The sequence below is a fragment of the Caballeronia sp. LZ043 genome (genome assembly GCF_031451075.1).
In the GTDB taxonomy this organism is placed as follows: domain Bacteria; phylum Pseudomonadota; class Gammaproteobacteria; order Burkholderiales; family Burkholderiaceae; genus Caballeronia.
The window spans coordinates 1-26040 of record NZ_JARUXT010000012.1 but is presented as its reverse complement, the minus strand read 5'-3'; the positions used below and the strand labels follow the sequence as shown (position 1 = coordinate 26040).

At 65.7% G+C, this 26040-nt stretch carries 25 protein-coding genes and 2 pseudogenes; 8 read left to right on the top strand and 19 right to left on the bottom strand.

The features are described from left to right. Positions 1-3: 3 nt before the first annotated feature. The 16 genes from QCE64_RS35055 to QCE64_RS34980 form a co-directional block, all read right to left on the bottom strand. Positions 4-783, bottom strand: a complete 780-nt coding sequence (locus tag QCE64_RS35055) for an enoyl-CoA hydratase/isomerase family protein (protein WP_309935943.1) — start codon at positions 781-783, stop codon at positions 4-6. After that, positions 776-2371: an acyl CoA:acetate/3-ketoacid CoA transferase gene (locus QCE64_RS35050; protein ID WP_310008834.1), complete on the bottom strand. Its 1596-nt coding sequence runs from the start codon at positions 2369-2371 to the stop codon at positions 776-778. Before QCE64_RS35050 ends, QCE64_RS35055 begins: the two co-directional genes overlap by 8 nt. A gap of 22 nt (positions 2372-2393) precedes the next feature. Continuing rightward, positions 2394-3554, bottom strand: a complete 1161-nt coding sequence (locus tag QCE64_RS35045; protein ID WP_310008832.1) for an acyl-CoA dehydrogenase — start codon at positions 3552-3554, stop codon at positions 2394-2396. A 39-nt stretch (positions 3555-3593) separates the two neighbouring features. After that, complete coding sequence (locus tag QCE64_RS35040; RefSeq protein WP_310008830.1) at positions 3594-5114, bottom strand: CoA-transferase; 1521 nt, start codon at positions 5112-5114, stop codon at positions 3594-3596. Between the two features lies 1 nt (position 5115). Continuing rightward, positions 5116-5589, bottom strand: coding sequence for a MaoC/PaaZ C-terminal domain-containing protein (locus QCE64_RS35035; RefSeq protein ID WP_309927658.1), 474 nt, complete (start codon positions 5587-5589; stop codon positions 5116-5118). Between the two features lie 10 nt (positions 5590-5599). Beyond that, on the bottom strand, positions 5600-6418 hold the full coding sequence (locus QCE64_RS35030; protein ID WP_309927655.1) for an aldo/keto reductase: 819 nt from the start codon (positions 6416-6418) through the stop codon (positions 5600-5602). Between the two features lie 4 nt (positions 6419-6422). After that, positions 6423-7181, bottom strand: a complete 759-nt coding sequence (locus tag QCE64_RS35025; RefSeq protein WP_310008828.1) for an enoyl-CoA hydratase/isomerase family protein — start codon at positions 7179-7181, stop codon at positions 6423-6425. A gap of 10 nt (positions 7182-7191) precedes the next feature. Further along, entirely contained in the window at positions 7192-8358 is a 1167-nt protein-coding gene (locus QCE64_RS35020) for a dihydrodipicolinate synthase family protein (protein WP_310008825.1), read from the bottom strand. 40 nt (positions 8359-8398) lie between these two features. Next, positions 8399-9199 carry a 3-ketoacyl-ACP reductase gene (locus QCE64_RS35015; RefSeq protein ID WP_310008823.1) on the bottom strand — a complete coding sequence of 267 codons (801 nt, stop codon included), beginning with the start codon at positions 9197-9199 and terminating at the stop codon, positions 8399-8401. Continuing rightward, on the bottom strand, positions 9175-10440 hold the full coding sequence (locus QCE64_RS35010; RefSeq protein WP_309927646.1) for a TRAP transporter large permease: 1266 nt from the start codon (positions 10438-10440) through the stop codon (positions 9175-9177). The genes QCE64_RS35015 and QCE64_RS35010 overlap by 25 nt, the downstream gene beginning before the upstream one ends. After that, on the bottom strand, positions 10437-10997 hold the full coding sequence (locus tag QCE64_RS35005) for a TRAP transporter small permease (RefSeq protein WP_310008821.1): 561 nt from the start codon (positions 10995-10997) through the stop codon (positions 10437-10439). Before QCE64_RS35005 ends, QCE64_RS35010 begins: the two co-directional genes overlap by 4 nt. Before the next feature lie 22 nt (positions 10998-11019). Continuing rightward, positions 11020-12003 carry a TRAP transporter substrate-binding protein gene (locus QCE64_RS35000; RefSeq protein ID WP_309927639.1) on the bottom strand — a complete coding sequence of 328 codons (984 nt, stop codon included), beginning with the start codon at positions 12001-12003 and terminating at the stop codon, positions 11020-11022. Between the two features lie 203 nt (positions 12004-12206). After that, positions 12207-13244, bottom strand: coding sequence for a LacI family DNA-binding transcriptional regulator (locus QCE64_RS34995; protein WP_309927637.1), 1038 nt, complete (start codon positions 13242-13244; stop codon positions 12207-12209). 64 nt (positions 13245-13308) lie between these two features. Further along, complete coding sequence (locus QCE64_RS34990; protein ID WP_310008819.1) at positions 13309-14124, bottom strand: shikimate dehydrogenase; 816 nt, start codon at positions 14122-14124, stop codon at positions 13309-13311. Next, positions 14121-15167 carry a Gfo/Idh/MocA family oxidoreductase gene (locus tag QCE64_RS34985; RefSeq protein ID WP_310008817.1) on the bottom strand — a complete coding sequence of 349 codons (1047 nt, stop codon included), beginning with the start codon at positions 15165-15167 and terminating at the stop codon, positions 14121-14123. The genes QCE64_RS34990 and QCE64_RS34985 overlap by 4 nt, the downstream gene beginning before the upstream one ends. Before the next feature lie 93 nt (positions 15168-15260). Then, a complete protein-coding gene (locus QCE64_RS34980; RefSeq protein WP_309927628.1) occupies positions 15261-15953 on the bottom strand; it encodes a TetR/AcrR family transcriptional regulator in 693 nt (230 codons plus the stop codon). A gap of 324 nt (positions 15954-16277) precedes the next feature. Between QCE64_RS34980 and QCE64_RS34975 the strand changes: the two genes are divergently transcribed. From QCE64_RS34975 to QCE64_RS34945, 7 genes are all read left to right on the top strand, one after another. Beyond that, positions 16278-17036: an enoyl-CoA hydratase/isomerase family protein gene (locus QCE64_RS34975; RefSeq protein WP_309927625.1), complete on the top strand. Its 759-nt coding sequence runs from the start codon at positions 16278-16280 to the stop codon at positions 17034-17036. A gap of 119 nt (positions 17037-17155) precedes the next feature. Beyond that, entirely contained in the window at positions 17156-18499 is a 1344-nt protein-coding gene (locus QCE64_RS34970) for an MFS transporter (protein WP_310008814.1), read from the top strand. A 59-nt stretch (positions 18500-18558) separates the two neighbouring features. Then, entirely contained in the window at positions 18559-20163 is a 1605-nt protein-coding gene (locus QCE64_RS34965) for a CoA-transferase (RefSeq protein ID WP_310008812.1), read from the top strand. Then, positions 20160-20993, top strand: coding sequence for a shikimate dehydrogenase (locus QCE64_RS34960; RefSeq protein ID WP_310008810.1), 834 nt, complete (start codon positions 20160-20162; stop codon positions 20991-20993). Before QCE64_RS34965 ends, QCE64_RS34960 begins: the two co-directional genes overlap by 4 nt. A gap of 24 nt (positions 20994-21017) precedes the next feature. Continuing rightward, entirely contained in the window at positions 21018-22175 is a 1158-nt protein-coding gene (locus QCE64_RS34955) for a dihydrodipicolinate synthase family protein (protein WP_310008808.1), read from the top strand. A 12-nt stretch (positions 22176-22187) separates the two neighbouring features. Then, positions 22188-23039 (top strand): sugar phosphate isomerase/epimerase family protein, encoded by an 852-nt coding sequence (locus QCE64_RS34950; RefSeq protein WP_310008805.1) that lies wholly within the window; start codon positions 22188-22190, stop codon positions 23037-23039. Between the two features lie 40 nt (positions 23040-23079). Continuing rightward, a complete protein-coding gene (locus QCE64_RS34945) occupies positions 23080-23571 on the top strand; it encodes a MaoC/PaaZ C-terminal domain-containing protein (protein WP_309812398.1) in 492 nt (163 codons plus the stop codon). A gap of 10 nt (positions 23572-23581) precedes the next feature. Here the strand turns inward: QCE64_RS34945 and QCE64_RS34940 are convergent. Next, positions 23582-24184: pseudogene (locus QCE64_RS34940) on the bottom strand (LacI family DNA-binding transcriptional regulator); the annotation flags it as partial. Between the two features lie 44 nt (positions 24185-24228). On the opposite strand from QCE64_RS34940, the gene QCE64_RS34935 reads away from it, so the two are divergent. Next, positions 24229-24753 carry an enoyl-CoA hydratase/isomerase family protein gene (locus QCE64_RS34935; protein ID WP_404987863.1) on the top strand — a complete coding sequence of 175 codons (525 nt, stop codon included), beginning with the start codon at positions 24229-24231 and terminating at the stop codon, positions 24751-24753. Positions 24754-24766: 13 nt separating this feature from the next. On the opposite strand, the pseudogene QCE64_RS34930 reads toward QCE64_RS34935, so the two are convergent. Then, positions 24767-24886: pseudogene (locus QCE64_RS34930) on the bottom strand (alpha/beta fold hydrolase); the annotation flags it as partial. Between the two features lie 421 nt (positions 24887-25307). After that, entirely contained in the window at positions 25308-25880 is a 573-nt protein-coding gene (locus QCE64_RS34925; protein ID WP_309927602.1) for a PAS and helix-turn-helix domain-containing protein, read from the bottom strand. Positions 25881-26040 lie beyond the last annotated feature (160 nt).

The window sequence follows — 26040 nt, the reverse complement described above, 5'->3', positions numbered from 1 at the left end:
GCGTCAACGTCCTTCATAAAGCGGCGGACGCTTTTCCCTGAAACTGCGAATGCCTTCCGCCGCGTCCTGCGTGCTCGCGGCGAGTGCGCCTGCCATCGCTTCGAGCGTCGCGGCGGATTCCTCGCCGCTGGCGGCGTTCATCAATTGCTTCGTCAGCTGCAACGCCACCGGCGCACGCGCGGCCATCTCGCGGGCCAATTCTTGCGCGCGCACCGTCAGTTGCTCGCGCGGCACGACTTCATGAACCAGCCCGCAGGCGTGGGCATCGGCGGCGCTCAGGCGTGTGCCGCTCAATGCCAGATACTTCGCGTGGCTGGCGCCGATGAGCCGCACCAGCCGCTGCGTGCCCGACCATCCGGGACAGGTCGCGATGGATGCTTCCGGCAGCGCAAAGCGGGCTTCCGTGGCCGCGATGCGCACGTCCGCGGTGATCGCCAGTTCGAGTCCGCCGCCGAACGCATGGCCGTTAACCGCCGCGATCACCGGCTGACGCAGTCGCGCCCATTGATCGAAGACCTGATGTCCCCGGCGCACCCAGCGCCGCCACATGTCGAGCGGTTCGAGCGCGGCCCATTCGTTGATGTCCGCGCCGACGCAGAACGCCGTGGCGCCGCTGCCCGTGAGGATGACGATGCGCGTCGCCGTGTCGGCTTCGAGTTCGCGCGCGATCTGTTCCAGCGTTTCCAGCATCGCGGGCGTCAGCGCGTTGAGCTTGTCCGGCCGCTCCAGCGTGACGGTGGCGACGTGAGCCTCGCGGGCGACGGAAACAAAATGGTCAGTCATGGCGGGTCTCGCGAGGTTTCAGGCGCAGTCCGAAGGGCGCGTCGGTGAACAGGGCGGGGTTCATCGGGCGCAGGTCGGGCGACACCTTGAGTGCGAGTTCGGCCTGCTCCAGGATGTCGCGTTGCAGGTCCACGCCGGGCGCGATCTCGGTCACGGTGAGGCCGTCTGCGAGCAGATCGATGACGCAGCGCTCGGTAACATAAGTCACGCGTTGCCCGCGCTCGCGGCCGACGCGCCCGCTGAAGGTGATCTGCTCGGCGGCCTGCACGAATTTGCGGGTGCGGCCTTCCTTCAGGATCGCGAGCTTGCCGTCGCCCACTTGCAGTTGCGCGCCTGCGGTGAAGAAGCCGGAGAACACGATGCGCCGCGCGTGGGCCGTGATATCGACGAAGCCGCCGCAGCCCGCGGTCAGATACGGTTTCGATGCGAGCCGCGAGACGTTCACGCTGCCGTCGCTGTCCACTTGGAGGAAAGACAGCAGCGCGATATCGAAGCCGCCGCCCTGAAAGTACGTGAACTGATTCGGTGAAGGCACGATGGCATCCGCATTCGATGCACAGCCGAACGCGAAGCCAAGCAGCGGCATGCCGCCGACGGCGCCTTGCTCGATGGCCCATGTCACCGCGCCATGCAGGCCTTCTTCGAGCAGGATGCGCGGCACGTTGGCCGAGATGCCGAAGCCCAGGTTGGCGGCATGGCCGTGCGCGAGTTCCATCGCCGCACGTCGGGCGATGACCTTCTCCGGCCCCCACGGCGTAGGCTCGAAAGCACTCGATGGCAACGCGATCTCGCCGCTGATGGCGGGGTCGTAGGGTGTCTGGGTGGTCTGCCACTGATCCGGATCCACGACGATGTAATCGACCAGATTGCAGGGCACGCGCACATCGTGTGGACGCAGCGTGCCGGACTTCACCACGCGCTTGACCTGCGCGATCACGATGCCGCCATGATTGCGCGCGGCCAATGCCTGATCGATCCCGCCGAGCAACGCGCCTTCGTGCTCATAGCTCAGGTTGCCTGCTTCGTCGGCGGTGGTTGCGCGGATGATCGCCACGCGCGGCACGAGCGCCGGAAAATAGAGCCAGTCCTCGCCGTCGAAGGACACGCGCCGCACGATCGGCCGCGCGGACGCAGCGGCGTTCATCGCGCAGCCTTGCAGATCGGAATCGACGAAGGTGCCCATGCCGACTTTCGTCAGCACGCCGGGACGTCGCGCGGCGGCGTCCCGGTGCATGTCGAACAGGATGCCGCTCGGAACGTTGTAGGCCTCGATCCGGTTCTCGACGATCATGCGCCAGATGTCGGGCATCGGCAGCGAGGAAGGCCCGCTCGGATAGGATCCGGCCAGCGTGCGCGCGAGCAGCCCGGGCCGCGCGAGATGATCGATGCCCTTCACGCCGTACATGTCGCCGGCGGCGATCGGGTTCAGCGTCGTGAGATTGCGCGGCTGGCCCTCGCGCTCGAAGCGCGCGCCGATGGCGGCCAGCACCTTGTCCGGGCAGCCGAGCGCGCTCGACGAACTGATGCTGACAACATCGTCCGTGCGGATCAGCCGGGCTGCGGCGTCGGCGGTGATGAGTTTGTTCATGTCGTGAGGAAGAGGGCTGGGCTCAGCGGTGCAGGTCGAACAGCGCTGCGCCGCGCTTCAGCGCATTGCGCGCGATGATGCCGCGATGAATCTCCGAGGTGCCGTCGAAGATGCGGTAGACGCGTGCATCGCGGTAATACCGTTCGATGGCCAGTTCCTTGCAGAACCCCATGCCGCCGAACACCTGCACCGCGCGGTCCACCACGCGGCCGAGCGTTTCTGACGACTGCACCTTGACCATCGAGATCCAGTCGCGCGCGTCCAGCCCTGCGTCCATCATGCTGGCCGCGTTGAGCAGCATCAGCCGCGCCGCGTTGATCTCCATCACGCTGTCGGCGATGAGCTGCTGGATCATCTGGAAGTCGCCGATGCGTTCGCCGAACTGGCGCCGCTCGGCCGCATAGCCGATCATCATTTCCAGCACATGCGCCGCCTTGCCGATGCCGCGCGCGCCCACCAGCGCCAGGCGCACACGGCCGAGCATCCGCATGGCGAGCCGGAAGCCTTCACCCTCGCGGCCGAGCAGTGCGAGCGGTTCCAGTGGGACATCGTCGAAGAAGAGTTCGTGATGGGGCGTGCCGCGCAGGCCCATCATCGGCTGATCGCGGCCCACGGTGAAGCCGGGCAATGCCTTGTCCACCACGAACAGCGAGATCTCCTGTTCGCCGGTGCGGGCCGAGACGAGGAAGAAGTCGCTCCATTGCGCGTCGCTGATGAAGTGCTTGCTGCCGTTCAATACCCAGCCGGACGCGGTCTTGCGGGCCGTGGTCTTGATGGCTTGAGCGTCCGAGCCCGCGCCGGTTTCGGTGATCGCGAGACCGCACGTGCGCTCGCCTCGAATCGCGGGCGCGAGCCAGCGCTCGATCTGCTCGCCTTCGCAGGCCAGCAGCGCGTCGTAGACGTTGCCGAAGGCGCGTCGCACGAGGATGTCCGAGCTGTGGCCGAACTGTTCCTCGCACAGCATGGCATCGACTGTAGTCAATCCGCCGCCGCCCAGTTCAGCGGGCATGTTGACCGCGTACAGGCCGAGCGCCTGGGCGCGCTTTTGCAATTCGCGCGCACGCTCAGGCGACAACACGCCTTCGTCCTCCACCTGTTGTTCAAGCGGCTGCAACTCGGTCCGCACGAAGCGGCGCGCCGTTTCGATCAGCATCTTCTGCGTGTCGCTCAGCGTGAAGTCCATCGGCTTTTGTGCTCCCCTATGCCTGTATTAAACCGCTGCCTACGCCGTGGCCACGCGCTCGCGCAGCGACGGATGCAGCGCCACCTCGAAGGGCATGCGTTCGAGCACATCGCGCACGAGATCCACGCCGGGCGCGACCTCGATCAGCTGCAAGCCCTGCGCCGTCAGTTCGAAGACGGCGCGCTCGGTCACGTAGATCACCTGCTGGCCGTCGGCGCGGGCGCGTTTGCCGCTGAAGGTGATGTGGCGCACCTGCTCGACCAGCTTCGGCACCGCGCCATGGCGGCGGATCTGCACCTTGCCGTCTTCAAGCTCGACTTCCAGTCCCTTGGCTTCGAACGCTCCGCAGAAGACCACCTTGCGCGTGCGCTGCGTGATGTCGACAAATCCGCCCGGCCCGACGATGTTCTCGCCCAGCCACGAGACGTTGACGTTGCCTTGCGCGTCCAGCTCGCCCATGCCGAGAAACGCGATGTCGATGCCGCCGCCGCTGAAGAAGTCGAACTGGTCGTTGGATTTGAGGATCGCGCTCGGATGGCGCGTTGCGCCGAACAGGTCGCCGCCCAGCAGTTCGCCGTTGTGCGAGCCCTGTTCGATCACGGTCCAGCTGATCTCGCGGCCTTCCGCATGCGCGACGGCGGGAATGCCGTCGGGCAGGCCGTAGCCGAAGTTGACGCAGGCGCCGGGCGCCAGTTCCTGCGCGGCGCGTTTCGCGATCAGATAGCGGAGACCTTCGGGCAACGGCGGCGGCGTGCGCGTGCCGGGTGCGGCCAGTTCGCCGCTGATGGTGGCATCGTAGGCCGCGCCGGTGGTCTGCTTCTGCTCCGCGTGTACGCAAATCTGATCGACCAGCACGCCCGGCACCGTGACCGCGCGCGCGGGCGCGATCGGCGTGGCGGACACGTCGCGCACCTGGGCGAACACGCGGCCCCCGCTGTTGTGCGCGGCGAGCGCGGCGGCGAAGGCGTCGATGTCGGCGGGTTCCTCGCGTGAGGTGAGATTGCCTTGCCCGTCCGCCGTGGTGCCGCGCACGATGGCGAAGTCGATCCGCAAGGGCTTGTACCAGAGCAGTTCCTTGCCGCCGAGCGTGACCACTTCGACCAGATCCTCGCGGGCGCGGGCGTTGACCCGGCCGCCGCCGTGACGGGGATCGGCGAAGGTGTCGAGGCCGATATGCGTGACGAGTCCATGACGGCCCGCACCGGCTTCGCGGATCAGCGTCTGGATCACGCCGGCGGGCAGCGTATAGGCTTCGATGCGTTCCTCGCGCGCGAGCGTCTGCATGCGCTTCGACCAGGTCCAGTGACCTCCGATCACGCGTCTCACCATGCCTTCGTGCGCAAAGCGGCTGATGCCGCTCTCCCGGCCGTCGCCGATGCCCAGGCCGTGGATCAGCGTGAGATCGCAGGGATGACCGGTCGCGAGAAAGCGCCGCTCGATGGCCGCCGCGACGTGATCCGGCTCCACCAGCCCGCCGCCGGAACCACTCAGCACGACCGTCGCGCCGTCGAAGACCGCTGCCGCCATCGTATCGGCGTCAACCAGATTGGCTTGCTTCATTTCATCGTTCCTCGTTGCTTGTCTTCACGGCATGGGCGCGGGTCCGCACCATCAGCACGTTGAGTCCTTCCTGGATCACCGCGTCGTCCTGATTGCGCACCTCCACCTGCAAGCGCACGATGCCGCGGTCGGCGCGCTTCGTCGGACGCTTGTCGAGCACGCTGATGCGCCCCTGGATGCGGTCGCCGATCAGCACCGGCTTGTGGAAGCGATAGGTCCATTCCAGCGTCGCGACCGAAGCGAGACTGGTGGCCGCGCGGTTCTTGAGACCATCGACCATCGCGAGACACAGCAGTCCATGCGCGATGCGGCCGGAAAAGCCGACGCTGCGCGCGAAGTCGTCGTCCATGTGGACGTCGAAGAAGTCGCCTGAGAGGCCGGCGAACTGCACCACGTGGCTTTCGGTGACGACGATGCCCGAGGTTGCGAAGCTGAGTCCCGGCTCGATCTCTTCAAAGAGCAGCGGTTGGGTCATGATTGTTCCTTCAGTCGAAGTCGGGCGCGTCGGGCACGCGTTCGCGATTGACGATGCGGTAGTTCGTCGAGTTGAGCGCATCGATGCGATCCATGTCGATGCTCGACAGCGTGAAGTCCATCACGTCGAAATTGGCCTGTATGTTCTCGCGCCGGGTGGACATCGTGTTGATGGTTACGCCCTTCTGCAGGATCCAGCGCAGCGCGGCTTGCGCAGCCGTCTTGCCATAGCCCGCGCCGATCTCCTCGAACAGCGGGTATTTGAAGATTTCGCCGCGCGCCACCGAGCAATACGACGACAGCGGAATGCCCGTCTCCGTGGCGGTGCGCAGCAACACGCGCTGATCGAGCAGCGGATGGAACTCGACCTGGTTCGTGATGAGCGGGAGTTTCGTCGCGGCCTTCGCGGTGCGCATCATCGCGGCGGTGAAGTTGCTGATGCCGATGTGGCGCGCAAGGCCCGCCTGCACCGCTTCTTCGAGCCGTTGCACCGAGGGCGCGACATCGCCATGAGCGGGCGGCCAGTGCAGCAGCAGGATATCGACCTGATCGATCTGCAGCTTCGCGAGGCTCTCGCGCAGCGAGGGCAGTAAGGCTTCGGCGGAATCGTTGGCCGGCGCGATCTTGGTCGTGATGCACAGGTCTTCGCGCTTCATGCCCACGGCTTGCAGCGCCGTGCCGACATCGGCTTCGTTGCCGTACATCTGCGCGGTGTCGATGGCGCGATAGCCGGTGTCGACCGCGATACGCAACGCGTCCTGAAGCGCCTGGCCTTGCAGCGGCCAGGTGCCGAATGCACGTTGATGAGTACCCTGGAAGAGTGGATTCATGGTGTCAGAAGGAAGCGGTGGTCTTGTCGAAGAAGGCACGGATGCCGCGTTCGGCGTCCGCGCTGGAACGGACCGCGAGCGCGGCTGCGGGATAGGCCGTGCGGGCGTCCTTGTGGTCGTCGATGATGAGCGCCTTCGCCAGCGCAGCGGCGCGTGGTGAGATCTGGCACAAGCGCGTGGTCCAGTCGTCGAGACGGGCGGGCAGGTCTTGCGGCAAGCAAACCTCGTTGAGCACGCCCCAGTGCAGCGCCGTGTGCGCGTCGATCTCGCGCGACAGCAGCACGGCTTCGAGCGCGCGTCCGCGGCCCGCGATGCGCCGCAGCCGGTCGCCGCCTTCCCAGCCCGGAATGGCGCCGATGGCGACTTCCGGAAAGCGCAGGCGCGCGCCGTCGGTGGCGAGCCGCAGATCGCAGCACAGCGCCAGTTCCAGTCCGCCGCCGAAGCACAAGCCCTCGATCACGGCGACGGTCGGGCAACGCACGCGCTCGAAGCGTCCGAACAACTCGTTGCCCTTGCCGATCCACTGCTGCGCGAAGGTCTCCGGATCGAGCGCCGACCATTCGCGGATATCCGCACCGGAGCAGAACACGCCGCCTTCGGCGCCGCGCAGCACGACGGCGCGGATCGTATCGTCCTGCTCGACGCGCGCGATGGCATCGTCGAGTGCGGCGAGCATCGCGAAGTCGAGCGCGTTGGCCTTGCCCGGATTGCTCAGTTGCAGCGTGAGCACTGCGCCGTCGCGGCGCGCGAGTAGCTGTCCCATGCGCGGAGCCTCAGTCCTGGGTCACGCCGTGGACGGCGAGGAAGGTCTTCATGCGCATCACCGCGAGTTCGGGTTGCCGCAACAGACCGGCGGCATCGGCGAGCCTGAAGAGATCGACGAAGTAGGGCAGCGGACGCATCGCCTGATGGCCGGCCAGCATCGTCATGTTCGGCTGATGGCCGTTCAGCCAGGCCAAAAAGACGATGCCGGTCTTGTAGAAGCGCGTCGGCGCCCGGAAGATGTGGCGCGAAAGCGGCACCGTGGGCGCCAGGATTTCGAGGAAGCGCTCGCGCCGTCCCGCAGCCAGTTCGCCGAGCGCGGCCGACGCGGCAGGTGCGATGGCATCGAAGATGCCGAGCAGCGCGTGCGAGTAGCCCTGCTCGTCGCCGGCAATCAGTTCCGGATAGTTGAAGTCGTCGCCGGTGTACATCTTCACGCCGGCAGGCAGCAGGCGGCGCATGTCGATCTCGCGTTGCTTGTCCAGCAACGACACCTTGATGCCCTCGACCTTCGCGGCGGACTCCGTCATGACGTCGAGCGCGATGTCGCGCGCGGCGCTCAGGTCGTCGGTGCCCCAGTAGCCGGTCAGCGCGGGATCGAACATGTCGCCGAGCCAGTGCAGGATCACCGGCTGATCCACGTGCGCCAGCACCCGCCGATACACCGACACATAGTCCGCCGGCGTGCGCGCCACGCGGGCCAGCGCGCGGCTCGCCATCAGGATCAGGCGGCCGCCGGCTGTCTGGATCGCATCGACCTGTTCGAGATAGGCGCTCACCACGGCATCGAGCGAAGTGACGGAGGCGGGATCGAGATGATCCGTGCCGCAGCCGTTGAAGACCGGCACCGGACTGTCCGACAACTCCGCGCGCGTGCGGCGGATCAGTTGCAGCGAGTCCTTCCAGTTCAGACCCATGCCGCGCTGGGCGGTGTCCATCGCCTCGGCGATGCCCAGGCCCAGCCCCGCGAGATAGCGGCGGTATTCGAGCGTCCTGTCCCAGTCGATCCGGCCGCCTTCGGACGGTTCGACGTCGGCGAACGGATCGGCCACGACGTGCGCCGCCGAAAGCACGATGCGGTTGAACGGCGCGGCGGGGCGAGCGTCCGGAAGCGGCGTGCCGGCGAGCGTGTAGCGCTCCAGCGCGCCGGTCGATGTGGGCAGTTTCAGGCTGTTCATAGGGCGGGACCCGGGGTCATCGGAAGAAGAGGGAAAGCGCTCACAGGCGCGGAACCGACAGCGCGCCGTCGATGTTGAGCACGCTGCCCGTCGCGAACTGCATCTGTCCGGACGCCAGCGCCGCGACCGCCGCAGCGACGTCGGCCGGGACGCCCCAGCGCCGCATGGGCACGACGCCGTCGGCGATGCGTTCGTCATGGCGCGCGGCGACGGCCTCCGTCATCGGCGTGCGGATGATGCCGGGGCGAATCTCGAACACGCCGATGTTCAACGGCGCGAGGCGCAGCGCGAACAGCTTGGTGAGCATGCCGAGTCCAGCCTTCGACATGCAGTATTCGCCGCGCTCCGTCGACGCGAGTTCGGCGCTCACCGACGACACCGTGACGATGGTGCGTGCGTGTTGTGCAGGATGCGTGTGTTCGGCCATGTGACGCGCCACGGCCTGCGTGAAAAAGAACGTGCCGCGCATGTTGATGTCGATCACCTTGTCATAGGAGCGCTCGCCGAGTTCGAGCAGGTCGCCGCGCGCGTCGGCGGACACGCCCGCGTTGTTCACGAGACAGGCGATCGGCCCGCATGCCACGACGATGCGTTCGACCAGCGCGCGGTGTGCGCCGCTGTCGGCGAGATCGTATTGCCAGAAGCCCGCGCGCGCGCCATGCGCTTCGGCGGCGGCAAGCACCTGGTCCGCGCCGTCTTCCGCGATGTCGAGCAGCGCGAGATCGAAGCCCTGCCGCGCCAGTTCCGCCGCGATGCCCGCGCCGATGCCGCGCCGTGCGCCGGTGATGAGCGCCAGCGGCCGGACGGCGCGCGCCGCTAGTAGAGAAGATGAGGAAGCCATTCGGAGAACGCCGGCACGAAGGCCAACAGCAGGATGGTGACGAACATGATCGCCATGAAGGGCAGCATCGGGCGCACCAGGTTGACCATCCTGATGTTGGCGACGCCGGTGACGATGAAACATGCCGTGCCGATCGGCGGCGTCACGAGCGAGATGCCGACGATGGCAATGGCCAGAATCGCAAAGTGCACGTCGCTGTAGCCGGCGTCCTGCGCGATCGGCAGGAACAGCGGGATCAGCAGGATCAGCGCGGGAATGCCGTCGAGCAGCGCGCCCAGCAGCCAGAACACGACCACGATGAACACCGTGAAGACGAAGCGGTTGCCGGTCAGTTGCGAGGCGAACTCGGCCACCTGCTCGCCCACCGAGTTGTACGCCAGCATGTAGCCGAGAATCTGCGCGACGCCCACCAGCGACAGCACGATGGCGCTGGTGCGGCCCGCCTTGATCAGAATGCCGGACCAGGCGCGCGTTGGAATCGAGCGTTGCAGCAGCGTGATGATCGTGACGTAGGCCACCGCCGCAGCCGCGGATTCCGTCGCGGTGAAGAAGCCCATGAAGATGCCGCCGAGAATGATGATGGGGGCACCGAGCGCCGGGATCGCGAGCAGGAACGCGCGGCCCAGTTCGCGCACGCTGAAGTGGACCGGCGCCACCGGCGGCTCCGACCGCGCGCGGTACATGATGATGAACATCTTCGTGACGCCGACCAGGATGGCGGGCAAGGTGGCCGCGAGAAACAGCTTGGTCACCGACATGTTCGCGACCGTGGCGAGCACGATGATGGTGATCGACGGCGGAATCAGGATGCCGGTGCCGGCCGCCGCCGCGATGATCGCCGACGACCATTCCTTGCGATACCCGGCTTTCTCCATCGAAGGCAGCATGGCGGAGCTGATGGCGGCGGCGTCGGCATTGACCGAGCCGCTCAGGCCGGAGAACACCATGGTCGAGGCCACTGCGCTCACGCCCAGCCCGCCCGGCACGCGGCCCACCAGCAGGTTCATGAAGCTCACCAGCTTGCCGGCCGAGCCCGAGTGAAACAGGATCTCGCCGGCAAGGATGAACAGCGGCACGGCGAGCAGCGTGAACGAGTCCACGCCGTGATACATCGCCTGCGCGATGTTGGTCAGCGGCAGGCCCTGCATCAGGCCGTCGATGGTGCCCACCACGCCCAGCGACGCGATGATCGGCGCGCCCGCCACCACGAACAGCGCGAGAAGTCCGATGGTCAGAATCATTGCGTCCTCGTTTCGGCAGAACCGTGTGCGTGGGCATGAACGGGGTCGGCATCGGCATGCGCGAGCAGGTCCCAGACATGCGCCAGCAGATGCAGCAGCCCCAGTGCACTGCCGGCCGGGATGGCGGCGAACGAGATCCATTGCGGGATGCCGCTCGGCGTGATCTGGTCGAAGCCCAGTTGCATGAACTGCCAGCCGCCCCACGCGAGCGCGACGAGCAGCGCGCCCATCAGCAGCATCTGGACGAGCGACGCAAGCACGAGCCAGCGCCCCGAGAGCCGATCCTCGAACAGTTCGAAGGCCACGTGCACCTGGTCACGCACGCCGACCGCGATGCCGATGAAGGTCATCCAGATCATCAGCGTGACGCTGACCTCGATGTTCCACGAGAGCGACACATGGAAGACGAAGCGGGACACGATGCCCGCCAGCACGACGCAGAAGATCGCGAAGACCAGGACGGCGATCAGCAGATCTTCGACGCTCGCGAGCAGGCGAAACGGCGCAGTCTGGTTGATGCCGTCCCTGCGCGCGGAGGAACGCGAATGGGGTTTCATGGCGGGCACCTGGTGCGGTTGATCAGAGGTCCGGCAGGTACTTCGCCAGCTCGGCGAAGTTCGAGCGGTACTTGGCGTAGATCGGCTTGACGGCCGCGCGGAACGCGGCGCTGTTGGTATCGTTGAATTCGACGCCGTTCTTCTTCGCTTCGGCGAGATACTTCGCGTCCGACGCAAGCCACAGGTCGCGCTCGTGCTGCTGGGCCTGCGCGGCGGCCTGCTTGACGGCGTCCTGCTTCTTCGCGTCGAGCGAGTCGAACCATTTCTTGCTGGCCAGCATCGGGTCGATCGAGAAGAAGTGGTTCGTGTACGAGTAATGCTTCGCCACCTCGCTGTGATGCTGCTGGACGAAGAAGGTCACCGAGTTCTCGGCCCCGTCCACCACGCCCTGCTGCAACGCCGAATAAATCTGCGTGGTGTCCAGCGGCGTGGCCTGCGCGCCGAACTGGTTGAACGTTGCGATCATGATCTGGTTGCCCTGCGTGCGAATCTTCAGGCCCTTCATGTCGTTGGGCTCGTTGATGGCGCGCGTGCGGTTGTAGACGCTGCGCAGACCCGAATCGAACCAGCCGAGCAGCACGAAATCCAGCTTCTCCAGAATGCCCGCGTAGGCCTCGCCGAGCGCGCCATCTTGCGCAGCGAACAGCGTCTTGCGATCGGGAAAGGCGAACGGCATCGCGAACAGACCGAGGCGCTTGTCATAGCCTTCGAGGTCCGCCACGTTCGCCACCGTGATTTCCAGCGTGCCGTTGCGCAGCTGCTCGTTCATGCGGGTGTGCGAGCCGAGCACGCCGTCGGGGAACACGCGGGCGTCGAAGCCGGTCGTCTCCTTGAGCCGCTTCGCCATCAGGTTCTCGGTGATCACTTCCGGGTTGTGCCGGTCCACCACGTCGCCGATGCGGATCGTCTGGCTGTCCGCACTGGCGAGACGCGGCAGCCAACCGGCCGCCGCCGAGGCGACCGTGAGCGTCAGGAGTTTTCTGCGAGAGAGTAGGTAGTCGCGCATGCGTCGGATTCCTGTGGTTCTTATGGCCGTGACGCACGACAGGCGGCACGGATGGGCCTTGGCCGTCGTGTTTGCGCACACGCATCCAGCCATCAGGCAGATTGAGTAGATCGATCTACCTGAAAGGTTAGGGGCAGCTTCGATGTGACGCAAGCGGATTTTTATAAGGGAAACCCGAACGGGCGAAGCCGTGGGCGCGATGCTCAGGCCGCGCCGGGACGTCCGCCGCAGGTGCCGCGAATGATCAGCACAGGGTCCGAGAGGATGCGCGTGGCGGTGCGCGACGGCTCCGTCATGCGCTTGAGCAGCAGGTCCGCGGCGCTCTGGCCGATCTCGTCCTGCAAGACCTGGACCGTGGTGAGCGGCGGCTCCCAGAGCGCGGCTTCGGGCACGTCGTCGAAACCTACCACGCCGAAGTCGCGGCCCGGTTCGATGCCATGCGCGCGCAGACCGAGCATCACGCCGAACGCGACGATGTCATTGCCGCAGACCACCGCCGTAGGCGGATTCTTCAGGCGCAGGAGTTCGGTGATGATGCGCTTGCCGTCGTAGCGCGTGAGCGGCGAGGGCACGAGCAGACGTTCGTCGAACTTGATCTTGGCCGCCTGCAAGGCCTCGCGATAGCCTTCGGCGCGATCGCTGCCGGTGGAGGCGCGCATGATGCCGCCGATCATCGCAATGCGCTTGTGGCCGAGCCCGATCAGATGCGAGGTCGCGAGCGCCATGCCGCGACGGTTGTCGACGCCGACGTAATCGGCCTGGAGTCCGCTCACATAGCGCGACGCGAATACGCACGGGATGCCCCACGCCAGCACCTGGCGCATCTGCGTGGCTGTGGTGGATTCGGTCGGACAGACGATGAGGCCGTCGATGTTGTGCTGCCTCACGGTTTCGAGAAAGCGGCTTTGCCGGTCGAGCGACTCGTCCGTGTTGCCGAGCAGCGTCATGAATCCCTGCGTGCTGAGGCTCGCCTCGATGGCGCGGACCAGCATGGTGAAGTAGGGATTGGCGAGGTCGTTGACGACCACGCCGACGGTATGCGTCTGGTTGCTGCGCATGCCCGCCGCATGGCGGTTATAGACATAACCCTGACGCTTGAAGGCTTCCAGTACGCGTTCGCGGGTGGCTTCGGAGATGCGCGGGCTGTTGCGCAGCACGAGAGAAACCGTGGCGCGGGACAGGCCGAGTTCGTTGGCGATGTCCAGCAGCGTGACGGAAGAGCCTGGTTTGCCTCGGGACATGGGGAGCGCTTGAAGATTCGTATGTCCGGAGTGTATATGAATCGGCTGCGCCGACCGGGGCGCACTACATCGGTTTCAGGCCAAAGAATTCGGCGACGATCTCCGCCTGGTTCTCCAGCAGATGCCGTCCCAGGTGCGTGCGATGACCGCGCTCTTCAGCCCGTCGCAGCAGCGGTGTCCGTTCGGGCTTCATGATGATGTCGGCCACGAGCACGTTGCGGTCGAGTTGCTCGATGGAGAAGGGCAACGCATCGCCTTCGGCCATGCCGCAGGGCGTCGCGTTGACGACCATGTCCACGTCAGCGGGTTGCGAGTCTCCCGCCGCGACGTTCACCTGCGGATAGGCCTGCGCGATCTCCGTGACGAGCGCGTCCTGCTTCGCCCGGTCCACATCGATCAGGCGCAGCGACTTGACGCCTGCGCTGGCAAGCGCGTGCGCCAGCGCCTTGCCCGCGCCGCCCGCGCCGGCCTGGAACACGGCCATGCCGCGCGGTTCGTGGCCCTGCTTGCGCAGGCCGCGCGTGAAGCCTTCGCCGTCGTACATCTCGCCGATCCACTCGCCGGATTCGGCGCGGCGCATGCAGTTGATCGCGCCGACCTTCTGCGCGATGGGCAGCAGCCGGTCGACCCAGCTGGTCATCGCAATCTTGTGCGGCACCGTGACGACGATGCCGTCGAGATTGGCGATGCGCTTCAAGCCGGCAATGGCGGTTTCGAGCGATGCCGCGGGAATCTGCATCGGCACGAGCACCGCGTTCACGCCCATGCGCTGGAAGATGGCGTTGAACACCAGCGGCGAGCGCGCTTGTGCAATCGGATCGCCGACGATGGCGAACAGGCGTGTATCGCCGCCGACAGCGGCATTCAGGGCAGAAGTCATGATGGCGAACCTGGGTTGACGGGCATGGGTTGGCGGGCGGCCGACGAAGCGATCAGCGCATCGATCAGCACGTGGACGTCCAGCGCGCTGCGCAACGAGGCGACCGGTTCGACGCCGCGCGTCGCGGCATCGACGAAGCTGGACATCACGGCCCGATGCGCGTGATGCGAGAACGCCATCGGGTCTGCGCCGGAGCCGAGCGAAGCTGTCTCGCCTTCTTCGAGCGCCGAGCCGTCCATGTATTGCACGCTGAGCTTGCCGCCGCCGAGCGTGGCGCTGCCCTTGCTGCCGCTGATCTCGATGCGTTCGGGAAAGCCGGGATAGATGGCCGTGCTGGCATGCAGCGACGCCACACAGCCGCTGCGATAGCGCATGACGCCCGCCACGGTGTCCTCGCACTCCATCCGGTGCGCGGGACTGGTGACCGCATAGGCGAAGACTTCGTCCGGCAGTCCGACGAGCCACAGGAACAGGTCCAGCGTATGAATCGCCTGGGTCATCAGCACGCCGCCGCCGTCGCGCGCGAGCGTGCCGCGCCCGGGTTCATCGTAATAGGACTGCGGACGCCACCACGGCACGGCCACGCTGGCGCTGTGAATCGCGCCGAGTGCGCGTGCATCGAGCAACTGGCGCAGCTTGCGCGATGCATCGCGCGTGCGGTGCTGCAATACCGCCGCCGCGACGATGCCATGTTGTTCGCAACACGCGACCAGTTCGCGTGCGCGCGACGTGGTGACGTCGATGGGCTTCTCCACCAGCAGGTGCTTGCCCGCCGCCGCGATCCGTGCGCCGAGTTCGAGATGCGTGTTCGGCGGAGTCAGCAGCAGCACGCCGTTCACGTTTTCGTCGTTGAGGGCGGTGTCCAGATCCAGCGTGACGCGGGCGTGCGGCAAGCGGCTCGCGAATGCGTCCGCCCGTTCCGCCGAGCGCGCCACGACGTGTCGCACGCTTACCCGGTCCTGCAAGTCGAGCAGACCCGCCAGATGCGGCGCGGAAGCCATGCCCGCGCCCACGACGGCAATGCCAAAGCCAGTCTCGTTCATAGAATGTCTCCGTGAGAAGACATTAAGGTAGATCGATCTAATTGTCCAGTAGGCTTAACGCCGACTGTGCGATTCGTCGCGTGTACGAGAGACTTACCGGGTGTATTTCGCGAGCACCACGCGCGAGAACGAGTTCATGAACTGTTCGACGCGCTCGAAGCCGCCCGCGTCCTGTGCGAACACCGAGAGGCTGTCGATCAGATGCGTCAGCAGAAGAATCAGGTCTTCCTTCGGCGTGTCGCGTTTCAACTCGCCGCTGCGGCTTGCTTGTTCGACGGCCACTTCGACCGCCGCGTGAATCTCGGTAGTGAAGCCCGCGAGGGCCGCGCGTGCTTCGTCGGTCAGCACGTCGCTTTCCATGCGCAGGCGTCCGATCAGGCTCCACGGCTTGCGCGTCTTGCCGCCCGGGTTGTATTTGCGGAACAGGTTGCGGTTGTAGCCGATCTCAGCCTGCAACTTGTCCTGCAAGGAAAGCGTTTCATCGAGCCAGATCTTCTTCTGGCCTTCCGTGGCGCCCGCCACATAGTCCTTCACCACTTCCTCGACGAGGCTGTTCTTGTTGCCGAAGTGATAGTGGATGTTGGTCGTGGTGATGCCGAGTTCCTTGGCGATCACGCCAAACGTGGTCTTGTGATAGCCGTGCGCGATCAGGAGCCGCTTCGCCAGGTCCTTGATGCTGTCGTACATCGACGAGCGCTTCGGTGCGGCGGCGGCCGGGTCGCCCTTGCCGGCCTTGGTGGCTTTCGCGGGCTTCGCGGGTTTCACGGCGCTTGTGGTCTGACTCAACGTGGCACCTTGGTGAGGATCGGAGGGTTGACTGGGCCTCACACGGGGCAAAGAAACGGGCGTGGCGGGCGGGGACCGGAGCGTGCCGTGTTCAGCCATCCGGCACTTTTCAGCGGCTGATTTTACACGACCCTCATTCTTTTCCCGTTGCCGCCCTCGCCTGAAAAAGGACTGCGCCGCCTTCGTTCGCTGCACCTCAAATTTCCGTTGCCTGACGCCTGAGATTGATGATAATGTCCGCTCAAGCTACTTACTAGTAAGTAAGTATTAGGGGAAACGCGAAGAGGACAGGCTGCCCTGGCGGCCGACAAAAGAGGAGGCGCGATGCAGGAGAACATGGTGATGCGGCGTCACGGCGCGGTGGCCGAGATCGTCATCAACCGTCCCGAGAAAATGAATTCGATGACGCCCGGGATGACGCAGGCGCTGCTCGGGATCCGTCAGGACATCGAGCGCGATGCGGCGATCCGCGTCGTGCTGCTGCGCGGCGAAGGCGAGCGCGCGTTCAGTGCGGGCAGCGACCTGCATTCGCTCAAGACTTACCAGACGGCATGGGAGTTTCGTGCACGCACCGACTACGCGATGGTGGTGCGCGACTTCACCAAGCCCGTCGTCGCGGCCTTGAAGGGCTGGGTGCTGGGCGGCGGCCTCGAGATGATGCTCGGTGCGGATATCCGGGTCGCCGGCAAGAGCGCGAAGTTCGGCGCGCCCGAAGTGCTGCGCGGCTGGGTGGGCGGCGGCGGTGCGTCGCAGATGCTGCCGCGTCTCGTCGGCTATGGACAGGCCATGCGTCTGCTATTGACGGGCGATACCATCGACGCCGGCGAAGCGCGTGATATCGGGCTGGTCGAGATGGTGGTGGAAGACGCGGAAGTCGTCGACAGCGCCATGGCGCTGTGCCGCAGGATGGCCGAATTCAGCCCCATCGCGACGCAATCGGTCAAGGCCGCCGTGCGCGCGGCGCTGTCGATGAGCGTCGAGCAGGGCATCCGCTACGAGAACGAATTGACCTCGCTCTGTTTCGCGTCGGGCAATTACGAAGCGGGCGCCAACGCCTTCGGCAAGCGCACGAAGCAAGGCTGACAGCAAGACTGATTCATGCAGCAGTACCGTCCGCCGCAACAGGCGGAGGGATTTCCGTCAACGTGCACCGCGAGGCCGCGGTGTCGCACAAAATCAAAAGCGAAGCAGGAGACAGCGCCATGCAACCAGCACACGCGCAGAAGGCAGACCGCAGGAACATCCGACGCGCCGTGTTCGCGTCGACCCTCGGCACCATCATCGAGTGGTACGACTATGGCCTGTACGCTGCGGCGTCGGGCCTCATCATCAACAAGCTGTTCTTTCCGCAACTCTCGTCGCTGGCCGGCACGCTGGCCGCGTTCGCGACCTTCGCGGTGGGCTTCATCATTCGCCCGCTGGGCGGCATCGTCATCTCGCACATCGGCGACAAGTACGGCCGCAAGCCGGCGCTCGTGTTCTGCGTGACCATCATGGGGGCGGCCACGGTCGGACTGGGGATACTGCCTACCTGGCAGCAGGCGGGCATCATCGCGCCTTTGCTGCTGGTGCTGATGCGCATGATGCAGGGCTTCGGCGCGGGCGCGGAACTGGCGGGCGCCATCACGCTGATCGCCGAATACACGCCGCCGAGCCGGCGCGCGTTCTTCACCTCGATTCCGAACGCGGCGACCAACTTCGGCGTGATGATTGCAATCGCAACTTTTCTGCTGATCTCGTATGTGCCCGAGGACATCCTGTTCTCGTGGGCGTGGCGCGTGCCGTTCCTGCTGTCGCTGGGGCTGTTCGGCGTCGCCATCTACATTCGCTCGAAGCTCGATGAAACGCCCGAGTACGTCGCCGCCATGGAAAAGGCCAGCAAGAAGGCCAAGGCGGAGAGGGTGCCGTTGGCGCAACTGTTCCGCAACAGCCGGCGCGAACTGCTGTGCGGCTTCTTCGCGATGGGTGGCCATCAGGCGCTCAGCTACGTGCTCAATACCTTCGCGCTCAGTTACATGACCAACACGGTCGGCATGGCGAAATCGGACAGTCTGGTGGTGCTCATCATCGCGCTGTTCTTTTCATTGTTCTGTGCGCCGGTCGGCGGCCTGCTCGCGGACCGCTTCGGCAGCGCCAACATCTTCGCCGCCGGCGCGATGATCGCCCTCGCGCTCGTGTATCCGCTGTTCCTCGCGATCGATTCGAAGGACGTCGTGCTCGCCACCATTGCGATGAGCGCGGTCTATGGCATCAGCTGGGGCTGCACCTGCGGCGCGCAGGGGGCGTTCCTGGCCAACCTGTTTCCCACGCAGTACCGCTTTTCAGGCATCGCGATGTGCCGCGAGATGTCCGGCGCACTCATAGGCGGGCCGACGCCGTTCATCGCCACCGCGCTGGTGGCCTACGCGAACGGCAAGCCCACCTACGTGATGGTGTTTCTCGCGGTCTTCAGCTTCCTCACGCTGATTGCGGCGCTGCTCGGCAAGCAGCTCTCGCGTCATCGCGACGATGAGCCCGCCTTGCCGGAAGCGCGCACGGCGGCGTGACGAAGGCGAACACGCCTGGACATTGAAATCGACACACAGAAACAAGCGGAGTTGAAACCATGCAAATCTTGACCGCCGACCAGGCTGCATCCCTGCTCAAGGATGGCGATACATTGATGATCGGCGGATCGGGGAGCGGACATGCCGTGCCGGAAACGCTGATCGAAGCGCTTGAACGGCGCTTTCTCGCGAAGGGTGAGCCTCGTCAGCTGACGTCGGTGCATCCGGTCGGTCTGGGCGATCGCGGCGAGCGCGGCGCGTCGCGGCTCGCGCATGCGGGCCTGCTGAAGCGCGTCGTGTGCGGCACGCTGGTTGATTCGCCGCCGCTCGCGCAGATGGCGCTGAACCAGGAGATCGAGGCGTGGACGCTGCCGCAAGGCGCGCTTTCGCTGCTGACGCGCGAGATGGCGGCGGGGCGTCCAGGGCTCATCAGCCATGTCGGCCTGCACACCTTCGTGGATCCGCGCAATAGCGGCGGCCTTCAGGGCGCGCCGAGCGACGACAAGCTCGTGAGCCTGATCGAACTCGAAGGCCGCGAGTGGCTGTTCTACAAGCCCTTCGAAGTCGATGTCGCGTTCCTGCGCGGCACCACGGCGGACGAGGACGGCAACATCTCGATGGAACATGAAGCCGTGTTCGGCGACATGCTCTCGATGGCGCAGGCCACGCGCCGCAACGGTGGCTTGGTCATCGTGCAGGTCAAGCGGCTGGCGAAGCGCGGCACCCTGCCGGCCAAGACAGTGAAGATTCCAGGCATGCTGGTGGATGCCGTGGTGATCGATCCCGAACAACCCGTGACCTACCAGACCGCCTACGACCCCGCCTTCACCGGCGAGATGCGCATTCCGCTGGAAGGCTTTCCGCGCTTGCCGCTCGACGAACGCAAGATCATCGCGCGGCGTCTCGCGATGGAACTGCGCGTCGGCGCGGTGTGCAATGTGGGCTCAGGCGTGTGTACCGGCATCGGCCTTGTTGCGGCGGAAGAAGACGTGCTGCATCACATCGTGCTGACCAACGAGCAAGGGCTGATCGGCGGCGCGCCGGCGGCCGGACTCGATGCGGGCGCCGCGCGCAACTACAGCGCCATCGTCGACATGCCGTATCAGTTCGACTTCTACGATGGCGGCGGTATCGACATCGCGTTTCTGTCCGCCGTCGAGATCGATGCGCAGGGCAGCGTCAACATCAGCCGCTTCGCGAACAAGCTGATCGGCGTGGGCGGCTTCATCAACATCAGCCAGAACGCGCGCAAGATGGTCTTCGGCGGCACCTTCACGGCGGGCAGCCTGAAGGTGGCGTGCGAAGGCGGCCAGTTGCAGATCCTGAAGGAAGGCACGCATCGCAAGTTCGTGTCGAAACTGCAGCAGGTGTCGTACAGCGGACCGTATGCGCAGGAACGCGGCCAGATCACGTTGTTCGTGACCGAGCGCGCGGTGTTCCGCACCATCGACGGCGCGCTCGAACTGATCGAAATCGCACCGGGCATCGATCTCGAACGGGACGTGCTCGCGCACATGGCGTTCCGTCCGGTCATCTCGCCGGACCTGAAGCTGATGGATGAGCGCCTGTTCCGTCCCGAGCCGATGGGCCTCGACGCCGCGATGGACGAACAAAGCTGGCCGTCGCATCCGCGGCTCGCTGCGTTCAGGGAGCAGCAGTCGTGACGAAGCATGCGCAAGAGGGACCGCGCATCGGCGGATCGACACGGCTGTTCGGCATTCTCGGCAACCCCGTCACGCAGGTGAAGACGCCGCAGCTGATGAACGCGCTCTTCGAGACCGGCGGCATCGATGCAATCTGCCTGCCCTTCGATGTCCCCGTGAACGTGTTCGATCCTGCCGTCGCAGGTCTTCAGGCGCTCGGCAATCTCGATGGCCTCGTGGTCACGGTGCCGCACAAGGTGCGCGCGATGTCGATGGTCGATGAAGTCTCCGACACCGCCCGCCGCGTCGGCGCGCTCAATGTGATGCGCCGCCAGCCCGATGGCAGCTGGTTCGGCGACCTGTTCGACGGCACCGGTCTCGTGCAGGGGCTGACGCGCATTGGCTTCGAGGTGCGCGGCAAGCATGTGAAGCAACTCGGCGCGGGCGGCGCGGGCGCGGCCGTCGCGCATGCGCTGGCGGAGGCCGGCGCGGCGAGCATCGCGCTGAGCGATCCGCAGCGCGAGTTGCCCGAGCAGTTGTCGGCGCGGCTGAATCGCTACTACCCGGGCTGTGCGACAAACGTCGATGTCGATCCCGCCAATCTCGCGGGCGTGGACGTGCTGATCAACTGTTCGCCCGTCGGCATGAAGCCGGGCGACGGCATGCCCGTCGCATTCGGCGCGTTCGCGCCTGCGCTTCAGGTGGTGGACATCATCATGACGCCCGCAGAAACGCCGCTGCTGAAACATGCGCGGGCGTGCGGCTGCCGCGCGACCAATGGCCAGCCGATGATCGAAGGACAGCTCGCGGCCTTCGCGACGTTCTTCGGCATCGAGATGCCTGCGTCGTAACCGAATTTTCAAGCCTTCGACATCATGCAAATCGTTCTTCCGGCCGCTTCCGGCCAGTTGGAAAACTATCGGCTTACCGGCGACCCGATCGGTGGGGCGCCGATGGGCGCGAAGTTCAACCGCATCGCTTATTCAGCGGCGCACGTCGTGGCCGATCCGCTTCGCAGCAGCGAGCTGAACCAGCCCGCCGTGCTCGACTGGACGCGCACGATCGAATACCGGCGCTACCTGATCGGTCAGGGACTGGGCATCGCCGAGGCCATGGACACCGCGCAGCGCGGCATGGGCGTGACGTGGGATACCGCGCGCGAACTCGTCGAGCGCACGATGCAGGAAACTCGCGATCTGCCCGGCGCGCTGATCGCCTCGGGCTGCGGCACCGATCATCTGCCAGCGCACGAGGCCACGTCCTGCGACGACGTGATCCGCGCCTATGCGCTGCAACTCGACGCCATCCAGCGCACCGGCAGCCGCGTGATCCTGATGGCGAGCCGCGCGCTGGTGCGTGTGGCGCGGCATCGCGACGATTTTCTGCGCGTGTATCGCGAGGTGCTGGCAATGTGCTCGCGGCCCGTGATCCTGCACTGGCTCGGCGACATGTTCGATCCCGAGCTGAAAGGCTACTGGGGCAGCAACGATCTCGACGCAGCCGCCGATGTGTGCCTCCAGGTGATCGCGGACAATGCGCACAAGGTGGACGGCATCAAGATCTCGCTGCTGGACGATGCACGCGAGATCGCTTTCCGGCGCCGCCTGCCGCAAGGCGTGAAGATGTACACGGGCGACGACTTCAATTATCCGTCGCTCATCAAGGGCGACGAGCAGGGCTATTCGCATGCGCTGCTCGGCATTTTCGATGCCATTGCGCCCGCTGCATCGCAGGCGCTTGCTGCACTGGCCGCGGGCGACGCCGCACGCTATGACCGTCTGCTCGAACCTACGGTGGCGCTGTCGCGGCACATCTTCCGCGCGCCCACGCAGTACTACAAGACGGGCGTCGTATTCCTCGCGTACCTGAACGGATTCCAGCCGCACTTCTTCATGCCGGGCGGACATCACGGCGCGCGTCCGCCGCTGTATCTCGCGGACGTGTTCCGTCTCGCGGATGCCGCGAACCTGCTGCGCGAGCCCGAACTCGCTGTGCAGCGCATGCGGCTCGTGATGCAGACCTTCGGACTATGAGCGGAGACACGCATGGAGACGCTTGAGAACCGGCTGGACCGTTGTGCGATCAATACCGCGACACTCGGACATCGCGAGCCGCTCGATGTAACGCTCGAACGCGTGGCGCGCGCCGGCTTCGGCGGCGTCGCGCCATGGCGGCATGAAGTGGAAGCCATGGGCGTTGCCGCCGTGGCGCGCAAGCTGCGGGCGCTGCAACTCACGGTGACCGGCTATTGCCGCTCCACGTACCTGACGGGCGAAACGCAGGCCGCGCGGCGCGCGAGCATCGACAGCAATATCAAGGCGCTGCACGAGGCAGCGGAACTCGAAGCGCGCTGCTTCGTGATGGTGGTGGGCGGTGTGAGCGCGAACGGGCGCGATCTTCCGGGCGCGCGTGCGCAGGTGGAAGAGGGCATCGCCGAGTTGCATGCCGAGGCGCGCAAGCTCGGCGTGCCGCTCGCCATCGAACCCTTGCATCCAATGTACGCGGCGGAACGCGCCGTCATCAACACGATCGGGCAGGCGCTTTCGCTGTGCGAGAAGATCGCGCCGGGCGATCCGTCAATGCTCGGCGTTGCCATCGACGTCTATCACTGCTGGTGGGACCCGCTGCTCGCGGAGTCGATCGCGGCGGCGGGACGCGCGCAACGGATCCTCGCGTATCACGTGTGCGATTGGCTCGCCGACACCAGCGACATGCTGCTGGACCGCGGCATGATGGGCGACGGCGTGATCGATCTGACGGGCTTTCGCGGTGAGATCGAACGCGCGGGTTATGCGGGCATGGTGGAAGTCGAGTTGTTTTCGCGCGACCGCTGGTGGAAGGCGGAGCCGGACGAAGTGCTGAAGGTGTGTGCGCAGCGCCTGCAAACGGTCTGCTGAAGGCGACCGCTCATCACCAACAATGGAGACAACGACGCTCATGGAAGTACGACAGGATACCGATGCCATCGCCCAAGGCCGTGCGCTCGCGCCCGGCATGTACGACCTCAACGACATCGAGGCCGGCGACCACTTCGCCACCTCGGGCATGACGGTCACGGAAACGCACGTGGTCAATTTCGCGGGCGTATCGGGCGATCTCTACGATCTTCATCTCGACGACGTCGCGGCCCAGGAAGCCGGCTTTCCCGGCCGCATCGCGCATGGACTGCTGGGACTCGCGCTCGCCGACGGCCTCAAGACCCGTTGCGCCGTCCGCCTGAAGGGACTGGCGACCTTGAGCTGGAACTGGTCGTTCCGCGCGCCGCTGATGATCGGCGACCGCATTCATGTCGAGGTCGAAGTGGTCGCGAAGCGGCCGACCAAGCGCGCGGATCGCGGCATCGCGACGCTCAGGCTCAAGGTGCTGAACCAGGCCCGCGAAGTGGTCCAGGACGGAGAAACGCTGCTGCTGATGGCGAACCGGACCTGAACCGCCGCGTTCAGCGGCCGTCAGTCACGGCCGTCGAATCGCGCACGATCAGACACGGTTCGATGGTCACGTGCTCGATGTGATCCTTCCCGCCCAGCATGTCCACCAGCTTCTGCATCGCGACCTCCCCGATCGTCTCGCTTTGCGTGTCCCCGCTCGTCAGTGTCGGCGCGGACAGTTCTCCGTAGGGAATGTTGTCGATGCCGGTCATGGCGACATCGTCGGGCACGCGAATGCCGAGCGCACGCGCCGCCTTGATGAAGCCGAGCGCGATCAGGTCGTTGTAGCAGATCACGGCCTGCGGACGGCGCGGTCCCAGCATCACGCGCGAACACGCATGCTCGCCGGCGCGGCTGGTCGGTGTGTGAGCGTCGTGTACGTCGACTTCGATACCGGCTTCCGCAAGGCCGTCGCGCACGCCGGCAATGCGCGCAGCGTTGATCTGCGCATGACCGAAACCCAGATAGGCGAAGCTGCGAAAACCGCGCTCCAGCAAGTGCCGCGTGAGCATGTAGGTTGCGAGGCTGTTGTCGATGCCCACGCTCGAGATAGGCAAGGTCTCGCTGTGCCGGAGCATGACCAGCGGTCTGTCGAGATCGAGCAGGCCGGCAGCTCGACCATGCGTTTCGCGCACTGGAGGCGCAGGCGGAGGTTCAGGTGATCGTGCTGCGCGCGAGCGGCGAGCATTTCTGCCGCGGCGGAACCGATGCGTGCCGCCCTGCGGGTCACGCGGCGGACTGGAAGACCGACGCGCCCGCGCGCTGCACCAAGCCCGTGATCGCCGCGTGCCGGGGCTATTGCTTCGGCGCCGGGTTCGAGCTGGCGCTCGCATGCGACTTCCGCATCGCGACGCAAACCACGCTGTACGCTTTTCCTTCGGATCAGGTCGTGCAGATTCCGGGCGCCGGCGCATTGCAGCGGCTGGCCGGCATCGTGGGCGGGGGACGGGCGCGGGACATCCTGATGCGCTCGCGCTATGTCAGCGGCTCGCAGGCATACGAATGGGGACTGGCGACCGATTTCGCCGTGGATAGCGATCTGGAAAGCGCCACCGATCTGCTGGTGCAGGAACTGCTGCCGCTTTCGCCTTCGGTGCAGCGCGCCGCGAAGATGTTCTTCAACGAGATCGACGACGAACCCGAGCCTCTCGCGTTGGCTCCTGCTATCGAAGCCTGTACCTGAGGCTCGGGTCTGTTCAGCTGCGCAGGAATTCGAGCAGGTCGGCGTTGACCTTGTCGGCGTCGGTGGTGCACATGCTGTGCGGCGCACCCGGATACACCTTCAGGCTCGCGTGACGCAATAGCTTCGCCGACAGCACGACCGTTTTGCCGGCGCCCCAGTCCTTGAAGAAGATGCGCGTGCCGTCCTTCGCCGTGACCGAATCGACCGATGCATTGCCCGGCGTCCTGTGTGCAGACGCCACGCGTTCCGCCGCCGATGCCAGCGGTACCGCCGCGGCCGCCATCGCGGCGATGGCGGTGCCGGCGCTCACGGTGAGCATGTTCCGGCGTTCGATCATGGGTGTGTCGATCAGCTTTGCCACAGTGTCCTCGCTGGATGCTGCTGTGCGTTCAGTCAGGACCGGGGCTTGAGCGCGTGAACACGCGAGTGATTCGGGTCCCGGGTCTCGGAGGGCAGTCACCTTCAAGAGCCGGGATCATGCTAAGTCGGGAAACCCTTTTCGTTCTTTCGGCAATGCACGCAATTCGCCGAAACCGCCTTGAGTTGACGGACCGTCAGGCCAGCAGCCGCGTGATGAGTTCCGGCGTCGCGCGCACGCCGTACTTGCGCAGGAGGCTCGCACGATGGATATCCACCGTGCGCGGGCTGATGTTCAGTTCCTTGCCGATCTCCTTGCTCGTCAGGCCATGCACGAGACAGGCGGCGACGTCGCGCTCGCGTTCCGTCAGCGTGCTCGTGACATCGGGCGGCTTGGCGCTGTCCGAAAGATCCGTGAAGGTCCAGACGGCAAGCTCGAAAGGGCGTTGCGGGTTATAGCCGAAGCCGCGCACGGTGACCCAGAAATGACTGCCGTCGATGCGCCGCATGATGCGGTCGTCGCTGAAGACCGCGCGCTTCGCGATCAGCGGTCCGAGACGGTGACCGGTGCTCGCGAAGTCCTTTTTCTGCGGGTAGAGCTTGGAGAACGACTGATCGACGATATCGCCGCGTTCCGCCCGGAACAGTTCGAGCGCGCGTGCATTGCAGTCCACCATGATGCGCTCGCGGGCCACGATCACCGCAACGGGCAGATGCCGGAAAAGATCTTCATAGTCCAGCTTGGACGTCGTCTCGCTCGGGTTCGGCATGATGGCGTGCATTGGGTGTACACAGGCGTCGGGATTGTACGCCCGCGCGACTGGCCAGCACGTTCAGACGTTCCACACTTCGCCGAAGAAGCGCATCCAGTTCTCGCCCATCACCTTCTTGATGCGCGACTCGCTCCAGCCTGCGCGTTCCATCGCAGCG

What these genes read in the sequence shown, in the direction of transcription:
- QCE64_RS35055 (WP_309935943.1), bottom strand. Translation starts at nt 783, where the DNA reads ATGACTGACCATTTTGTTTCCGTCGCCCGCGAGGCTCACGTCGCCACC.
- QCE64_RS35050 (WP_310008834.1), bottom strand. Translation starts at nt 2,371, where the DNA reads ATGAACAAACTCATCACCGCCGACGCCGCAGCCCGGCTGATCCGCACG.
- QCE64_RS35045 (WP_310008832.1), bottom strand. Translation starts at nt 3,554, where the DNA reads ATGGACTTCACGCTGAGCGACACGCAGAAGATGCTGATCGAAACGGCG.
- QCE64_RS35040 (WP_310008830.1), bottom strand. Translation starts at nt 5,114, where the DNA reads ATGAAGCAAGCCAATCTGGTTGACGCCGATACGATGGCGGCAGCGGTC.
- QCE64_RS35035 (WP_309927658.1), bottom strand. Translation starts at nt 5,589, where the DNA reads ATGACCCAACCGCTGCTCTTTGAAGAGATCGAGCCGGGACTCAGCTTC.
- QCE64_RS35030 (WP_309927655.1), bottom strand. Translation starts at nt 6,418, where the DNA reads ATGAATCCACTCTTCCAGGGTACTCATCAACGTGCATTCGGCACCTGG.
- QCE64_RS35025 (WP_310008828.1), bottom strand. Translation starts at nt 7,181, where the DNA reads ATGGGACAGCTACTCGCGCGCCGCGACGGCGCAGTGCTCACGCTGCAA.
- QCE64_RS35020 (WP_310008825.1), bottom strand. Translation starts at nt 8,358, where the DNA reads ATGAACAGCCTGAAACTGCCCACATCGACCGGCGCGCTGGAGCGCTAC.
- QCE64_RS35015 (WP_310008823.1), bottom strand. Translation starts at nt 9,199, where the DNA reads ATGGCTTCCTCATCTTCTCTACTAGCGGCGCGCGCCGTCCGGCCGCTG.
- QCE64_RS35010 (WP_309927646.1), bottom strand. Translation starts at nt 10,440, where the DNA reads ATGATTCTGACCATCGGACTTCTCGCGCTGTTCGTGGTGGCGGGCGCG.
- QCE64_RS35005 (WP_310008821.1), bottom strand. Translation starts at nt 10,997, where the DNA reads ATGAAACCCCATTCGCGTTCCTCCGCGCGCAGGGACGGCATCAACCAG.
- QCE64_RS35000 (WP_309927639.1), bottom strand. Translation starts at nt 12,003, where the DNA reads ATGCGCGACTACCTACTCTCTCGCAGAAAACTCCTGACGCTCACGGTC.
- QCE64_RS34995 (WP_309927637.1), bottom strand. Translation starts at nt 13,244, where the DNA reads ATGTCCCGAGGCAAACCAGGCTCTTCCGTCACGCTGCTGGACATCGCC.
- QCE64_RS34990 (WP_310008819.1), bottom strand. Translation starts at nt 14,124, where the DNA reads ATGACTTCTGCCCTGAATGCCGCTGTCGGCGGCGATACACGCCTGTTC.
- QCE64_RS34985 (WP_310008817.1), bottom strand. Translation starts at nt 15,167, where the DNA reads ATGAACGAGACTGGCTTTGGCATTGCCGTCGTGGGCGCGGGCATGGCT.
- QCE64_RS34975 (WP_309927625.1), top strand. Translation starts at nt 16,278, where the DNA reads ATGCAGGAGAACATGGTGATGCGGCGTCACGGCGCGGTGGCCGAGATC.
- QCE64_RS34970 (WP_310008814.1), top strand. Translation starts at nt 17,156, where the DNA reads ATGCAACCAGCACACGCGCAGAAGGCAGACCGCAGGAACATCCGACGC.
- QCE64_RS34965 (WP_310008812.1), top strand. Translation starts at nt 18,559, where the DNA reads ATGCAAATCTTGACCGCCGACCAGGCTGCATCCCTGCTCAAGGATGGC.
- QCE64_RS34955 (WP_310008808.1), top strand. Translation starts at nt 21,018, where the DNA reads ATGCAAATCGTTCTTCCGGCCGCTTCCGGCCAGTTGGAAAACTATCGG.
- QCE64_RS34950 (WP_310008805.1), top strand. Translation starts at nt 22,188, where the DNA reads ATGGAGACGCTTGAGAACCGGCTGGACCGTTGTGCGATCAATACCGCG.
- QCE64_RS34945 (WP_309812398.1), top strand. Translation starts at nt 23,080, where the DNA reads ATGGAAGTACGACAGGATACCGATGCCATCGCCCAAGGCCGTGCGCTC.
- QCE64_RS34925 (WP_309927602.1), bottom strand. Translation starts at nt 25,880, where the DNA reads ATGCCGAACCCGAGCGAGACGACGTCCAAGCTGGACTATGAAGATCTT.